The organism is Halogeometricum rufum (assembly GCF_900112175.1).
GTDB classification, from domain to species: domain Archaea; phylum Halobacteriota; class Halobacteria; order Halobacteriales; family Haloferacaceae; genus Halogeometricum; species Halogeometricum rufum.
In genome coordinates this window covers 1-13,874 of sequence record NZ_FOYT01000002.1, presented here as the reverse complement: position 1 = coordinate 13,874, position 13,874 = coordinate 1, and the positions used below count along the sequence as shown (strand labels likewise).

General features: G+C 69.4%; 13 protein-coding genes, 1 tRNA gene and 2 rRNA genes. 6 read left to right on the top strand and 10 right to left on the bottom strand.

Annotated elements, in window-relative coordinates; translation table 11 throughout:
- Window positions 1-12 precede the first annotated feature (12 nt).
- The 3 genes from BM310_RS09625 (at window position 13) to BM310_RS09615 (ending at window position 2,172) form a co-directional block, all read left to right on the top strand.
- Window positions 13-1,197, top strand: coding sequence for a metal-dependent hydrolase family protein (locus BM310_RS09625; protein WP_089807164.1), 1,185 nt, complete (start codon window positions 13-15; stop codon window positions 1,195-1,197).
- 109 nt (window positions 1,198-1,306) lie between these two features.
- Window positions 1,307-1,381, top strand: a tRNA-Glu gene (locus BM310_RS09620).
- Window positions 1,382-1,935: 554 nt separating this feature from the next.
- Complete coding sequence (locus tag BM310_RS09615; protein WP_089807162.1) at window positions 1,936-2,172, top strand: hypothetical protein; 237 nt, start codon at window positions 1,936-1,938, stop codon at window positions 2,170-2,172.
- 25 nt (window positions 2,173-2,197) lie between these two features.
- On the opposite strand, the gene BM310_RS09610 is transcribed toward BM310_RS09615, so the two are convergent.
- The 5 genes from BM310_RS09610 to hutU all read right to left on the bottom strand — a co-directional run bounded on the left by BM310_RS09610 (window position 2,198) and on the right by hutU (window position 8,686).
- Window positions 2,198-2,944, bottom strand: coding sequence for a DUF2270 domain-containing protein (locus BM310_RS09610; RefSeq protein WP_089807159.1), 747 nt, complete (start codon window positions 2,942-2,944; stop codon window positions 2,198-2,200).
- Window positions 2,945-3,116: 172 nt separating this feature from the next.
- On the bottom strand, window positions 3,117-4,751 hold the full coding sequence (gene hutH / locus BM310_RS09605; RefSeq protein WP_089807157.1) for a histidine ammonia-lyase: 1,635 nt from the start codon (window positions 4,749-4,751) through the stop codon (window positions 3,117-3,119).
- Window positions 4,744-5,955: an imidazolonepropionase gene (gene hutI / locus BM310_RS09600; protein ID WP_089809129.1), complete on the bottom strand. Its 1,212-nt coding sequence runs from the start codon at window positions 5,953-5,955 to the stop codon at window positions 4,744-4,746. The genes hutH and hutI overlap by 8 nt, the downstream gene beginning before the upstream one ends.
- Entirely contained in the window at window positions 5,952-6,878 is a 927-nt protein-coding gene (hutG, locus tag BM310_RS09595; protein WP_089807155.1) for a formimidoylglutamase, read from the bottom strand. Before hutG ends, hutI begins: the two co-directional genes overlap by 4 nt.
- Entirely contained in the window at window positions 6,875-8,686 is a 1,812-nt protein-coding gene (gene hutU / locus BM310_RS09590) for a urocanate hydratase (protein WP_089807153.1), read from the bottom strand. The genes hutG and hutU overlap by 4 nt, the downstream gene beginning before the upstream one ends.
- 84 nt (window positions 8,687-8,770) lie before the next feature.
- On the opposite strand from hutU, the gene BM310_RS09585 reads away from it, so the two are divergent.
- Entirely contained in the window at window positions 8,771-9,454 is a 684-nt protein-coding gene (locus BM310_RS09585; protein WP_089807151.1) for a helix-turn-helix domain-containing protein, read from the top strand.
- 4 nt (window positions 9,455-9,458) lie between these two features.
- On the opposite strand, the gene BM310_RS09580 is transcribed toward BM310_RS09585, so the two are convergent.
- Window positions 9,459-9,839, bottom strand: a complete 381-nt coding sequence (locus BM310_RS09580; protein WP_245778466.1) for a hypothetical protein — start codon at window positions 9,837-9,839, stop codon at window positions 9,459-9,461.
- A gap of 14 nt (window positions 9,840-9,853) precedes the next feature.
- Window positions 9,854-11,044 (bottom strand): redox-regulated ATPase YchF, encoded by a 1,191-nt coding sequence (locus BM310_RS09575; protein ID WP_089807147.1) that lies wholly within the window; start codon window positions 11,042-11,044, stop codon window positions 9,854-9,856.
- Between the two features lie 132 nt (window positions 11,045-11,176).
- On the opposite strand from BM310_RS09575, the gene BM310_RS09570 reads away from it, so the two are divergent.
- Both BM310_RS09570 and BM310_RS09565 read left to right on the top strand, forming a co-directional pair.
- The gene (locus tag BM310_RS09570; RefSeq protein WP_089807145.1) at window positions 11,177-11,491 is read left to right on the top strand and encodes a hypothetical protein; all 315 of its coding nucleotides are present in this window, start codon (window positions 11,177-11,179) and stop codon (window positions 11,489-11,491) included.
- Window positions 11,488-11,901 carry a hypothetical protein gene (locus BM310_RS09565; RefSeq protein WP_089807142.1) on the top strand — a complete coding sequence of 138 codons (414 nt, stop codon included), beginning with the start codon at window positions 11,488-11,490 and terminating at the stop codon, window positions 11,899-11,901. The genes BM310_RS09570 and BM310_RS09565 overlap by 4 nt, the downstream gene beginning before the upstream one ends.
- A gap of 72 nt (window positions 11,902-11,973) precedes the next feature.
- Here BM310_RS09565 and BM310_RS09560 read toward each other — a convergent pair whose 3' ends face one another.
- The 3 genes from BM310_RS09560 to BM310_RS21645 all read right to left on the bottom strand — a co-directional run.
- Window positions 11,974-13,305 carry a hypothetical protein gene (locus BM310_RS09560; RefSeq protein WP_245778465.1) on the bottom strand — a complete coding sequence of 444 codons (1,332 nt, stop codon included), beginning with the start codon at window positions 13,303-13,305 and terminating at the stop codon, window positions 11,974-11,976.
- A gap of 219 nt (window positions 13,306-13,524) precedes the next feature.
- A 5S ribosomal RNA gene (gene rrf / locus BM310_RS09555) occupies window positions 13,525-13,646 on the bottom strand.
- Between the two features lie 127 nt (window positions 13,647-13,773).
- Window positions 13,774-13,874, bottom strand: a 23S ribosomal RNA gene (locus tag BM310_RS21645); the annotation flags it as partial.

Below are 13,874 nucleotides of genomic sequence, written 5' to 3'. Positions count from 1 at the left end.
AACCGATGGAGCATGAGCGCAGACCGACTCGTGTTCGAGGGCGGCCGCGTCGCCGACGCCGACGGAACGCGGCGCGCGGACGTGGTCGTGGACGCCGACACCGGACGAATCGTCTCGGGAGACGGCGACGCCGACGGCGGCGACGTGGACGTGGAGACGGTCGACGTGTCGGGCCAGGTGGTCGCACCGGGCCTCGTCGACTCGCACGTCCACCTGATGATGGACGCCCGACCGGACGTGGCGACGACGGCGGAGGAGGGGCCGGAACTGCTGAGTTACCGCGCCGCGGCGAACCTCCGCGCGAACGTCGAGGCGGGCGTGACGACGGTCCGGGACCTCGGCGCGCCGGGGAGTCTCGCCATCGACGCCGGACGCGCCGTCGACGAGGGCGTCCTCGACGGTCCGAACGTCGTCGCCTGCGGCGAGAACGTCGTCATGACGGGCGGACACGGCCACTGGTTCGGCCGCGAGGCCGACGGCGCGGACGAGGTGCGGAAGGCCGCCCGCGAACAACTGAAGCGCGGCGCGGGCGTGGTCAAGACGATGGCGACGGGCGGCGTCCTCACCGAGGGAGCCGTCACCGGCGCGCCGGAACTCACGCAGCAGGAACTGTCAGCGCTCGTGGACGCGGCGTCGGCGAAGGGCGTCCCGACGGCGGCGCACGCACACGGGCGGGAGGGCATCCGAAACGCCGTCCGCGCGGGCATCACGAGCGTCGAACACGGCACGTTCATGGACGAGGACACGGCCGAACTGATGGCGCGCGAGGGGACGTACTGGGTGCCGACGGCCAGCGCGTTGGAGGGCATCGTCGAGAACGGCGTCGAGGCGGGAATCCCCGAAGAGGCCGTCGAGAAGGCCGAGGACGCACAGGAGCGGTTCGAACGCGCGTGGGAACACGCCCTCGACGCGGGCGTGACCATCGCGATGGGCACCGACGCGGGGACGCCGTTCAACTTCCACGGCGAGAACGCCCTCCGCGAGATGGAACTGATGGTCGAGTACGGACTCACGTCGACGGCGGCGCTGGAAGCCGCCACCGTCACCGCCGCCGAACTCCTCGGCCTCTCGGACGTGGGGCGCGTCGCCGAGGGCTATCGCGCCGACCTGCTGGTTCTCGACGACGACCCGAACGAGGACGTGACCGCGTGGCGCGACGCCGCGGCCGTCTACCGCGACGGCGAGCGGGTGGCGTGAGCGGACGCCCGTAACCGACCGCCCGGCCCGCCGCGGTGATGCGCCACGGCGCGACACACCCGTCCCGAAACGGAACGGTTTTATTCGTCGGTGCGATACGATAGGATGCGCTCTGGTGGTGTAGTCCGGCCAATCATATCACCCTCTCACGGTGATGACCAGGGTTCAAATCCCTGCCGGAGCATTTCTCTCGAACACGAATCCGCGAGCGACCGCGTAGCGTGTCGCTCGCACACCGTGTGAGAGGAAATTTCGACGGAGGGATTTGAATCAGGGAGCAACTCGTTGCGACCGTGGTTCAAATCCCTGCCGGAGCCCTTTCTCACTGAATCACGGCGTGGAGTTCCATCTCCGCGACACTCGATTCGAGAGAACTGAGACACACAGGAATTTGAACCCTGCAAGTCGCAGCGCGCGAACGGAGTGAGCGCGACCGTCTTGCATCGGTTCAAATCCCTGCCGGAGCATTTCTGTCGAAGTACTGACCCGCGAGCGACCGCGTAGCGTGTCGCTCGCACGTTCTACGAGACGAATGCTGTACGAAGAGATTTGAAGCAGCGAGCGAATCTCCGATTCGCGAGTGAGGTTCAAATCCCTGCCGGAGCACTTTCTCGCTGAATCACGTCGTGGAGTTCCATCTCCGCCTCGTCGCCCGGGTTACGCATGCTAGCCCCGTCCCCGCGAACCTGCTAGCTCTCTAGCTGCCAGTCTCACGTCACGGGCCGCGAACGGTACCCCATGTCTGCGCTACAGGCACTCGTGTTCATGGCGGTACTCAGCGTGGCCCCCGCCGCCCTGTTCGTCGGCCTCCTCGCCGGCCTCCGTCGTCGACAGCGGACGCCGATGATGTCGGTCTACAGCGCTCACGCCGGCGTCGAGGTATCCGAAGTCACGCTTCAGGACGCCGTTCGGGGAGCGCTCGGACTGCAGGCGGACTACACCGAGCGACCCTCGAACGACGAGTACCGGTTCTGAGCGCCGCGTCGGCCGCGCCGCCGTCTCAGATGCGCCGTTCGTCCTCGCCCGCCGTCGGACCCGACCCCGTGCGGTTCTCGCGGAGTTCCTCGGACAGCAGTTCGCCCCGCGTGTGCCACGTCCGCGGGCGGTAGGCGATGACCGCCGCGGCGGCGAACAGGGAGACGACGATAGCGGTGACGGCGACGCCCGAAATCATCCCGACGGCCGCGCTCTCGGGCCACGGGTCGGCGGAGAACGCCGTCACGCGGAGCAACCACGCCCCGTTCTGGACGGCGAACAGGGGGAGGTACACCCGGCGGAGGCGGTGGGCGAGTGCCTCCTCGAACGATATCTTCAGCGTCGGGTTGCGGTAGTCCTCGGCGAGTTCGGAGCGCCAGTCCTCGTCGCGGAGGGGCGAGTCGGGGTCCAGTCCGGGCGCCCAGACGTGTTCTTGCAGGTAGCGAACGCGAGAGCGCCACACGTCGTACGCGCGGTACCGGCGGGCCTCGATGGAGAGGAAGAGGCCGACGGCGGCGTTGCCGAGGAGGAGGATGTAGTGCGGATGCGACGGTTGCGAGAACGCCCACGTCAGCACCGCGGCCATCAGGATGACCGCCCAGTTGGTCGTCCGGTCCAGTCGCTCTCGCCACAGTTTCATCCGGTGTATCTCGCCGCGGTAGAGGTGGGCCATCGCCGAACTCGGGCCCATGTCCACGTCGAGCAGTCCGCGGCCGACGTGTTCGTCGACCGCCGGCCCGTCGTCCGGCGTCTCGCTACGACCCTCGGGCATCACTATTGCCCGATATTGTGGTGACGGTGAAAACGGTTGTGTGTCACCCGGCGACGCGGGGGCCGGACACACCGTCTTTCCGGTGAATCGTTCGTGAACGTCACCGGCGCGTCCGCGCCCCTCGGAGCGTCGTCGCCGCCACACGGCGTCGTCTCTCGCGTGGCGTCGTCGCTCACACGGCGTCGGCGAGGCGTTCTTCGAGGCGGCCCGCGGCGACGGCGTCTGCGACGGCTTCGATGTCGTCGTCGAGACTCCGGTCGTCGGTCACCGGCGGCGACACCTCCCGGACGAGTTCGTAGACGGCGGCCGTCCCCCGGCCGTGCGACAGGGCGTCGTCGACGAACTCCGACGCCTGCGCCCCGGTGAGCAGTTCGACGGCGACGACGGTCCGGGCGTTCGACAGCGCGGATTTGGCCGCGAGCGCACTCGTCGCACTCATGCTCACGTGGTCCTCCTGCCCCCCGCTGACGGGCGTGTTGTCCATCGACGGGCGACCGGTCGCGCGCATCTCGTTTATCAGCGACGCCGCGGTGTACTGCGGAATCATGAACCCCGAGTCGAGTCCGGGGTCCGCGGCGAGGAACGGCGGCAGGTGGTCCTCCTGCAGGTTGGGGTTCACCGTCCGGTCCACGCGACGCTCCGAGATGGCCGCGAGTTCGGTCAGCGCGCTCACGAGGTAGTCGAGGCGGAGGGCGAGCGGTTCGCCGTGGAAGTTGCCGCCGGAGATGACCACGGCGTCGTCGGTGCCGGTGGCTCGGCTGTCCGCCTCTCTCGCGTCGAACACGAGGGGGTTGTCGGTGGCGCTGTTGAGTTCGACCGCGACCGCCTCGCGGAGGTGGGCGACGGCGTCGCGCACCGCGCCGTGGACCTGCGGGAGACAGCGGACGGAGTAGGCGTCCTGCACCCGGTCGCAGTTGGCGTGCGACTCGACTATCTCGGAGTCGGCCGTGAGCGCCCGAACGTGCTCGGCCACCGCGGCCTGCCCGCCGTGGGGCCGGACGCGGTGGACGGCCGGGTCGCAGTTTGCCGTCGTCCCCATCGTCACCTCCGTCGTCAGAGCTCCGGCGGCGTCGGCCGCCTCGCAGAGTCGTTCGGCGTCCACGACGAGCAACGCCGCGATGCCCGTCGTCAACTGCGTCCCGTTGATGAGCGCCAGCCCCTCCTTCGGCGCGAGCGTCAGCGGCGTCAACCCCGCCGTCGCCAACGCGTCCGCGCCGGAGAGCCGTTCTCGGCCGCCGTCTCCGTTCGGCGCGGAGTCGTCGTCGCCGACGGCTTCACTGGCCACCGTCGCCTCGCCCTCGCCGAGGAGGACCACGGAGAGGTGCGCGAGGGGGGCGAGGTCACCCGACGCGCCGAGACTCCCGCGCGAGCGAACCACCGGATGGATGCGCTCGTTCAGCATCGTCGCGAGGTAGTCGACGACGACTTCGCGGACGCCCGAGTAGCCCTTCGCGAGGGCGTTCAGCCGGGTGAGAATCATCGCGCGGACCTCCTCCGCGTCGAGCGTCCGCCCCGCGCCGGAGGCGTGACTCCGGAGCAGGTTCGTCTGGAGCTGTTCGACTTCGGACGGTTCGATGCGGGTGTCGACCAGTTCGCCGAACCCGGTGTTCAGCCCGTAGACGGCCTGTCCGCTCTCGACGATTTCGTCGACGCGTTCGCGGGCGGCGACGACGGCCGCCCGCGCCTCCTCGGCGACTTCGACTCGCGCGCCGCGGCGAGCGACGGCCTCGACGTCCTCGGGGGTGAGCGACTCGCCGTCGACGACGACGGTGTCGGGAGTCACGGCGTCCGAGGCGCCGTCACTCATGCGCCACCTCCCCGCCGACGACGACGGTGTCGACCGGGTTCACCCCGAAGTTGTACGACAGGTGGACGTGACTCGGCGCGTCCAGCACCGCGAGGTCCGCGGGCGACCCGGGTTCGAGTCGGCCGGCGTCCGGTCTGTCCACCGCGCGGGCGGCGTTCGCCGTCGCCGCGCCGAGGGCCTGCGCGGGCGTCAGTCCCATCTCGACGCACCCCAGCGTCATGGCGAACGGCATGCTCTGCGAGTAGCAGTTCGGGTTGAGGTCGGTCGCGAGCGCCAGGGGTGCGCCGCGGTCGAGGAACGCCTCGGCGTCGGCGTACGCCGCGCCGAGACCGAACGCCGTCCCCGGCAGGAGGACGGGCGTCACGTCGGCGGCGACGAGGGCGTCGACGTCCTCGTCGGTGGCGTGCAGGAGGTGGTCCGCGCTGGCCGCGCCCACCTCGGCGGCCAACTGCGTCCCGCCGAGGTGGCTCAACTCCTCGGCGTGGACCTTCGGCGTCAGGCCGTGTTCTATCCCCGCCTCCAGCACGCGACGCGACTGCGCCACGTCGAAGACGCCCTCCTCGCAGAACACGTCGCAGAACGCCGCGACTCCCTGCTCGGCGACGGCGGGAATCTGCTCGGTCACGACTTCCTCGACGTAGTCGTCGGCGTCGCGCCCCGTCGGCACCGCGTGTGCGCCCATGAACGTCGGGACGACCCGGACCGGGTGCTCTGCGGCCGCGCGGTCGATGGCGTCGAGCATCCGCAGTTCGGTCTCCGCGTCGAGTCCGTAGCCCGACTTCACCTCGGCGGTCGTCGTCCCGTGCGCCAACATCACGTCGAGTTCGTCGCGGAGGTTCGCGACCAGTTCGTCGGTCGACGCCGCGCGGACGGCCTCGACGGTTCGGAGGATGCCGCCGCCCGCTTCGAGAATCTCCTGATACGTCTGCCCGCGGAGTTTGGCCTCGAACTCGTCCGAGCGGTCGCCCGCGAACAGGGCGTGGGTGTGCGGGTCGACGAACCCCGGCACGACGGCGCGCCCCGCGCAGTCGACGACGGCGTCCGCGTCGCTCTCGGGGTAGTCGTCGGTCACCGCCGCGGTCGGTCCGACGGCGACGACGCGGCCGTCGTCGACGGCGACGGCGGCGTCTTCGGTTCGCTCGAATCGCTCGTGGTCGGCGTAGGTGACGACTTCCGCCGCGTCGGTCAGCAGCAGGTCCGTCACGCGCCCGCACCTCCGAGGAAGTGCGCGACGGCGCGCGCGGCCGTCGCCGCGGTGCGCCCGGTCGGCGTCGGGTCCAGCGACGGCGCGCACTCCACCACCTCGAACCCGCGGACCCTGTCGTCGACCGCGACGCCGCGGACGAGGGCGAACAGTTCCCGCGAGGTGAGACCGCCGGGCGTCGGCGCACTCACGCCGGGTGCGGCCGTCGCGTCCAGCACGTCCACGTCCACGCTGACGTAGACCGTGTCCACGTCCGAGAGCGCCGTTCGAACCCGTTCGAGGGTCGCGTCGACGCCCGCGCCGACCGACTCGGCGGTGAGGACGCTCCCGCCGCGCGCGTCGAGGTAGTCGGCGTACGCCGTCGTCGTCTCGAAGTGGCGCGCGCCGACGACGCAGAGGGTGTCGAGTCCGGCGTCGTGCAGTTGCCGGTAGGGCGTTCCGCTGGTCGGCCCGGCCCGCACCTCGCGGCAGTCGAGGTGCGCGTCGAAACTGACGACGCCGACGCGGCCGGCGTCGTCTCGGTCGAGGAGTGGCGCGACGTTCGGGTACGTCAGCGAGTTGTCGCCGCCGAGGAACGCCGGCACCGCCCCGGCGTCGTACAGACGGGCCGTCTCCGCTCGGAGCGACGACTGCACGTCGCGGACGCTCCCGCGGGCGAGGTCCACGTCGCCGACGTCGCCGATTCGGGCGACCGGTCCAGCGTCGAAGTGGTGGGTCTTCACGCCCGCGAGGGCGTCGCGGATGGCCGTCGGCCCGTCGCGCGCGCCGGGGCGGCCGATGACCGCGCCGTCGTACGGTTCGCCGACGAGGACGGCCGCGTACTCGCCGGCCGCGTCGACCGTCGCCCGGTCGACGACGTGCCCGAACTGCTCGTCGTTCGGGTCCGAGGACGTGCCGGACCACTCGGGGGCCGGACCGGTCATCGCGTCTCGCCTCCCGCGTCGTCGTCTCGGTTGCTCTCCTCCGGTGACCGCGCCGCCGGGCCGGTGTCGTCCGGCGGCATCGGAACGCGGACGCCAGAGCGTGCCGCCTCGTCGAGGGCCTCCTCGTAGCCCGCATCGGCGTGGCGCACGACGCCCATCCCGGGGTCGGTGGTGAACACCGCGCGCGCCTTCTCGGCCGCCAGGTCGGAGCCGTCGAGGACGACGTGGTTGTTCGCGTGCAGGGCGTTGCCGATGCCCACGCCGCCGCCGTCGTGGACGCTGACGACGTCCGCGCCCGCCGCGCAGTTCACCAACGCGTTCAGGATGGGCCAGTCCGCGACGGCGTCGGTGCCGTCGCGCATCGCCTCAGTCTCGCGGTTCGGGCTGGCGACGCTCCCGGCGTCGAGGTGGTCGCGGGTGACGACTATCGGCGCCGAAATCTCGCCGTCGGCGACGAGTTCGTTTATCTTCAGGGCGAATCGTGCGCGTTCGCTCACTCCCTCGTCGTCGGTGCGGGACCCGAGCCAACAGACGCGGGCGGGGAGGCCCTGGAACTGCACCTCCTCGCGGGCCAGTCGAATCCACCGGGCGAGTCGGTCGTCGTCGGGGAACAGGTCGAGGACGGCGTCGTCGGTCCGGCGGATGTCCTCGGGGTCCCCCGAGAGGGCGACCCACCGGAAGGGACCCTTCCCGCGGCAGAACAGCGGTCGGATGTACGCCGGGACGAACCCGGGGAAGTCGAAGGCGTCGTCGCGGCCGGTGTACGACTGCACCTGCCCGCGGATGTTGTTGCCGTACTCGAACGCGACGGCCCCGCGGTCCTGCATCTCCAGGATGGCGTCCACGTGTCGCTCCATCGTGTCGACGCTCTCCTCGACGTAGCGCTCGGGGTCGCGTTCGCGGAGTTCGTCGGCCGCTTCGACGGTGTATCCGCTCGGGTAGTAGCCCTCGAGTTCGTCGTGCGCGCTGGTCTGGTCGGTCACCGCGTCGGGGACGAACCCGCGTTCGAGCATCGCCTCCAACACGTCCGCGGCGTTGCCGTGGACGCCGACGCTGTAGGACTCGTCCGCCGCCGCGGCCGCCTCGGCGCGTTCGACGGCCTCGGCCACCGAGTCGGTCTTCTCCATGCAGTACCCCGTCTCGATGCGCCGGTCGATCCTGTCCTCGTCCACCTCGGCGGCGATGCAGACGCCGCCGTTCATCGTCACCGCGAGGGGTTGCGCGCCGCCCATCCCGCCGAGTCCGCCGGTGACGACCGTTCGCCCGCGCAGGCCCTCCTCGTCCGGGAAGTGCTGACGACCGAGTTCCGCCAGCGTCTCGTACGTCCCCTGCAGGATGCCCTGCGTCCCGATGTACGCCCACGACCCGGCCGTCATCTGGCCGTACATAGTCTTCCCCTCGGCCTCCAGTTCGTGGAAGTGCTCCCAGTCGTCCCACTTGCCGACGAGGTTCGAATTGGCGATGAGCACCCGCGGGGCGCGTTCGTGCGTTCGGAACACGCCCACCGGCTTGCCCGACTGGACCAGGAGGGTCTCGTCGTCGGCCAACTCCCGGAGTTCCGCGAGGATGGCGTCGTAGGCGTCCCACGACCGGGCGGCGCGGCCGGTGCCGCCGTACACCACGAGGTCCTCGGGCCGTTCGGCCACCTCGGGGTCGAGGTTGTTGTTGAGCATCCGGAGGACCGCCTCCTGTCGCCACCCCCGGCACTCGATGTCCGTGCCCGTCGGTGACCCCTGATACCGCCGCCACTCCGCCGAGGGGTCACCGACCGCGTGTCGTCCGCCGTCCGCGCCGTCTGCGTCGTCCATACCGGTCGTTGACGCGCCGCACACATACCGAATAGACCTCCTTTGGGAGGGTAGTTTATATACTCTCGGCGCGCACGTGTCGGCGTGTACGAGGCGACGTTCGAGATTTCGGGCGACGGGGGGTACTCGGTGGCGACGGCCGCGACGGAGGCGTCCGTCGAACTGTGGTGCAACGACCACTGCGACCTGTTGCACGTCCGCGGGCCCGACGCCGAGTCGGTGGTCGAACGCGTCGAACGCCTCGTCGGCGTCCGCGAACGACTCGACCGCTCGGCGGAGGTGCTCCTCATCACCGACGACTGCCTCCGACGGCGCGAGACGGACGCCATCGAGACGTACCTCGTCCGCAACGACTGTCTCCTCCTCCCGCCCCTCCGCTACGAGGGCGGCGCGAAGGTCTGTCGCGTCCTCGCCCTCGACTCCGCGTCGCTGACCGACCTCTACCGCGAACTCGTCGACGACGGGACGACGGTGGACGTGCTCTCGAAACGGCACGTGAACGTGGTTTCGGAGGGCGCGCCGCTCTCGCCGGCGATGGCACTTCCGGACCTCAGTCCGCGGCAGTACGACGCCCTCAGACTCGCCGTCGAGGACGGCTACTACGAGATACCGCGCCGGACGACGACGGCCGAACTGGCCGACCGTCTCGGAGTCAGTCGACGGACGGCCGAAGAACACCTGCGGCGCGCGGAGAACAAACTGGTCGCCGCCGTGTTCGCGCACCTCCGCGGCCGCGGGCACGGGCACGGCGGCGGGCGGACGGACTGACGACCTACTCGCTGGCTTCCGCCGACGGTCCCTCTGCGCCTCCCTCGGGCGTCGGCGTCTGGGCGACGCCGACGTACGACTCGACGGCCGCAGAGAGCATCGACCGCCAGTCGTCGAACTCCGAGTGGGCCGCGACGTGGTCGTCCCACTCGCGTTCCGGGATGTTCTCGAACGATTCCTGACCTTCGACCTCGTGGCTGCACGACTCGATGAACCCCGCGATGGACTCGCTGTCCGTGTGCGCCGCCATCCAGTCGTCCCCGAAGAGGTCGTCCAACGTCACGTCGCCCCCGAGACCACCGATTTCCCCCGAAACGGTGGCGTCGAGCGCGGAGTGTTCCTCCCGCATCGTACCCTTCGTAACGGCTCCCCCTTGATAGCTCATGCGACTTTTCGGCCTCAGCCAGTGGTCACGATTTCCAACACGTCGCGGTGGTCGAGTTCGTGGTCGGAGCCGACCTGTCGCTCCGACCGGCAGTCGATGCCGTGCAGGAGTCCGTCGCCGATGTCCGAGTGCAGGTGGTAGGCGAAGTCCTCCGTCGTCGACCCCTCAGGGAGGATGAAGCAGTCCCGGAACACGCCCTGCGTGTCGGACCTCCCGTTGGCGCTCCCCGGGAAGATGGCTATCGCGCCCATCACGTCGAACAGGGCCGCCTCCAGCGACCGCTGGACGCCCGCGCCGCCGTACGCGTCGAGGAACTCCCGAATCTGTTCGAGTCCCTCCTCCTGGTCTTCGCTCACGTCGCCGACGATGTCGAAGTCGTCCGCGCCGGGTTCGTAGTCGACGACGCCCCCGGCTTCGGCCTTCTTCAGCGCCTTCTCCGCGTGCGCGCTCGCGGGGACGAACGTCAGGTGGTCGTAGTCGGGGTCCGACGTTATCTCCTCGAAGTTCTCCTGTGCGGCGGGCTTGTCCATCTTGTTCGCCGCGATGAGCATCGGTTTCGTCCGCTTGCGAATCTCCCGGGCGATGGCCTCCTTGTCCTCGTCGTCCCACTCGTCGGGGTCCAGCGAGCGTCCGAGGCTCAGCACGACCTGCTTTATCTCGTCTTTGTTCGTCTTGAACGCCGACATCTGCTCCGCGAGGTCCTCCTCGACGTTCTTCTCCTCGCCGTGGTAGCCCGACCGGTAGCGCTCTAACCCCTTCTCCAGCACGTCGAGATACCACATGTCGAGTTCGTCCTCGAGGAAGTCGATGTCGTCGCGCGGGTCGTGCCCCTCCGTCTTCTCGCCCTCGATGTCCGTCTCGCCGGAGAAGTCGACGACGTGCACGAGGACGTCCGCCTCGTTCAGGTCGGTCAGGAACTGGTTGCCGAGGCCCTTCCCCTCGTGCGCCCCGGGGATGAGACCCGCCACGTCGACGAGTTTCACCGGGACGAACCGCGTGCCGTGGTCGCAGAACCCGACGGAGGGCGTGCACGTCTCGTCGAACTCGGGGGCCGCGCAGTCGACGCGGACGTACGCCTCGCCGACGGAGGGGTCGATAGTGGTGAACGGGTACGCCCCCTCGGGCACGTCGTTCATCGTCGCCGCGTTGAAGAAGGAGGACTTGCCGACAGAGGGCTTGCCGACGAGTCCGATCTTGTAGCTCATTGAATTCTCGGAGTTACTCGTTCGCCAAAAGGCGTCCTATCTGCCGCCTCTCAGGGGCGTGCTGCCAGTTCGCACGCGGTCCGCGACGCGCGCACCACCGGGTATTTGTCCCGCCGCGCCCGAGGTGCGGGTATGACCGACAGCGACGCCGGTGCGGACGTCGACGCCGCCGACACCTTCGGCGTCGGCATCCACGTCACTGACGCCGACCTCCAGTTCGTCGTCCACGTCCCCTCGAACATCGACTCGGGGTGGACCGACCCCGACGAGTTCCAGCGACTCGTCGAACGGGTCGTCTGGGACCGACTCGACCGACGGCGGGTGCTCGAAGCCGTCGCCGCCGACACGCCGGCGGGCGAGACGGTGACTCTCGGCCGCGTCACGCTCAGCCCCGACGGCACCGTCGTCGAAACCGACCTCTCCTCGCCCGTCGACGACGACGCGTGACTCGCGACGTGGACGCCACTGCGGACGGTGTCGGCGCGGACGGCGACGCGGACGCACTCGCCGCCGTCGTCGACAGCGCTCTCGAACGCGCGCTCCTGGACGAGACGGACTCGCGGCGCTACTTCGCGCTGGCCGGAGCCATCGTACGCGCCCGCGAGGACGCCGACGCGGCGTCGGACCCCCTCGCGGCGGCGCTGGTCTGCACCGCCGCCGTCTCGGCGTTGGAGTCCGTCCCTCCCGAACCGACGTGGTCGCCGCCGGACGCGCGCACCGAACTCGTCGCCGCCGGCGCGGTTCGGGCGACGCGGCGGTTCGACGCCGACCCTGACCGCGTCGCCGCCCGGGCGGGGCTACCGCTCTCGGACCTTCGAGCACGCCTCGAAAAAGAGCGCCGCGGAGACCAACTCTGAGCGTCGTTCGCGCATCCGCGACGGCGACGGACGCTCGTCGCCGAGTCTCTCGACCCGAACTGCGCCGGCCGACTAGTTCTTACCGTTGCCGTTACCCTTCGCGTGGTCCGGCGGTCCCTGCCCGTCGTCGTCGGAGTCGTCAGACTCGTCGGCGTCGTCGGAATCAGCGTCGTCGTCGGAGTCGTCTCCGCTCTCGTCGTCGGAGTCGTCTTCGGACTCTGCCTCCTCCGCGTCGTCTTCCTCAGTCTCGGCCGAGTCGTCGTCCGCGTCCTTCTGCGCCCGCTTCTCGTTCTTCTTCTCTTTGGCGTGTTCGGGCGGACCCTGCTTTCCGTCCTCGCTCTGGGTTGCCTCGTCGTCCGCGTCGGCGTTCTGCTTCGCCTGCCCCGGTGCGTCACCCGACTGACCGGGTGCGTCACCCGACCGGCCGGGGGCGTCGTCCGCGTTCCCGGGGTTGTTCTCCGTCACGAAGTCGGAGATGATGCGCCCCGGCGGGCCGTTGAACCCGGCGGCGCGGAGTGCGTCGACGAATCGCTTCACCGCGCTCCCGAAGTTCTTCTCCGCTTCGACGAACTCGGTCGTCAGGCCGACCGTCTCGGAGACGGTGTCGCCGTCGGCCGTCGCGGTCACCGTGACGGAGACGTTCTCCGTCGGTGCGGGCAGCGAGACGGTGCCGTCCGCGTCCGTCTCGTACGTGCCCGTCCCGTCGTAGTCGCCGTCGCTCGTCACGTTCACCGTCGCGTTCTCGACGGCCTCGTCGCCGCGTTCGACGCTGACCTCGACGCCCGTCGTCTGTTCGACGTCGAGACCGAGGTCGGCCTCGGGCGCGACGAGCGTCACCGTCCGGGTCGTCTCGTCGTCGCCCTCGGCGACGGTCACCGTCGCGGTGACGTTCTCGTCGGGTGCGGCGAGTCCGACCGTGCCGTTCTCGTCGGTGGTGTAGTTACCGACCGCCGCGTAACTGTCGTTCGCGACGCTGACTTCCACCGTCGCGTTCGGCACGGCGGAGCCGTTCCGTTCGACGTCCACGGTCACGCTCCCGTCGGATGCCTGCGTCACGTCGACCGACAGGTCCTCGTCACCCTCGATCAGGACTGTCGTCTCGGCGGTCCGGTTTCCGTCCGTCGCGACGACGGTGACGTTCTGCGTGTCCTCGGGTTGCGCGAGCGATACGGTGCCGTTGGCGTCCGTCCGGTACGTCCGTTCGTCCGCGTACCCGGCGTCGCCGTCCACGGTCACCGTCGCGTTCTCGACCGCGGTCCCGTTGTCTGTCACTGCGACGAGCACGTCACCCGTCGCGCCGTCCTGTTCGACCGTCACGTCCAACGTCGTCGCGGCACTCGCCGCCGGGACGGCGGCGGCCACGAGGAGGACTGCGACGAAGACTGTGAGCGATTTGATGCGCATTGCATCCTCACCGAGACACGACATACACATAATTCAGAACGTCGCTGAACCCGACTCGCCTCCGTTTTAGCCGGATTTAATCCGGCTTAATCGGGAGTCTGAGCGGTTTTACGGCCTTTTCGCGGGATGGTGGCGATAGCGGTCGCTGTAGGGTATGGTTCGAAATGAAGAACGCCCACACGGGTCGGCCCGTGTGGGCGTTCGGATCTGCGTATGAGTGGGAGGCGGCGAAGCAGCGTTTCCAGAGGTTCGCACACTCCAGTACTTACTGCCACGCTGGCGAGCTTAACTTCCGTGTTCGGGATGGGTACGGGTGTTGCCTCGCCGCTGTGGCCGCCTTAACGCCAACCGACGGAATCGAACCGTCGTAAGACCACTGTTGGTGGTTCTGCAACCGTATGTGTCGCGTGCAATCCAGTTAACGCCTGAACCCGTTCACCGAGACCAGTGGACTGGTCCGATGAACAGTATGAATGTGGCATGGACTGTTAGTGCTCGTGGACTGAACGCCTCGTTGCCTCGGCGCGTACATCCCGAGTCTATCGAACTCGTCTTCTACGAGTGTCCGT

What these genes read in the sequence shown, in the direction of transcription:
- BM310_RS09625 (WP_089807164.1), top strand. Translation starts at nt 13, where the DNA reads ATGAGCGCAGACCGACTCGTGTTCGAGGGCGGCCGCGTCGCCGACGCC.
- BM310_RS09615 (WP_089807162.1), top strand. Translation starts at nt 1,936, where the DNA reads ATGTCTGCGCTACAGGCACTCGTGTTCATGGCGGTACTCAGCGTGGCC.
- BM310_RS09610 (WP_089807159.1), bottom strand. Translation starts at nt 2,944, where the DNA reads ATGCCCGAGGGTCGTAGCGAGACGCCGGACGACGGGCCGGCGGTCGAC.
- hutH (WP_089807157.1), bottom strand. Translation starts at nt 4,751, where the DNA reads ATGAGTGACGGCGCCTCGGACGCCGTGACTCCCGACACCGTCGTCGTC.
- hutG (WP_089807155.1), bottom strand. Translation starts at nt 6,878, where the DNA reads ATGACCGGTCCGGCCCCCGAGTGGTCCGGCACGTCCTCGGACCCGAAC.
- hutU (WP_089807153.1), bottom strand. Translation starts at nt 8,686, where the DNA reads ATGGACGACGCAGACGGCGCGGACGGCGGACGACACGCGGTCGGTGAC.
- BM310_RS09580 (WP_245778466.1), bottom strand. Translation starts at nt 9,839, where the DNA reads ATGAGCTATCAAGGGGGAGCCGTTACGAAGGGTACGATGCGGGAGGAA.
- BM310_RS09575 (WP_089807147.1), bottom strand. Translation starts at nt 11,044, where the DNA reads ATGAGCTACAAGATCGGACTCGTCGGCAAGCCCTCTGTCGGCAAGTCC.
- BM310_RS09570 (WP_089807145.1), top strand. Translation starts at nt 11,177, where the DNA reads ATGACCGACAGCGACGCCGGTGCGGACGTCGACGCCGCCGACACCTTC.
- BM310_RS09560 (WP_245778465.1), bottom strand. Translation starts at nt 13,305, where the DNA reads ATGCGCATCAAATCGCTCACAGTCTTCGTCGCAGTCCTCCTCGTGGCC.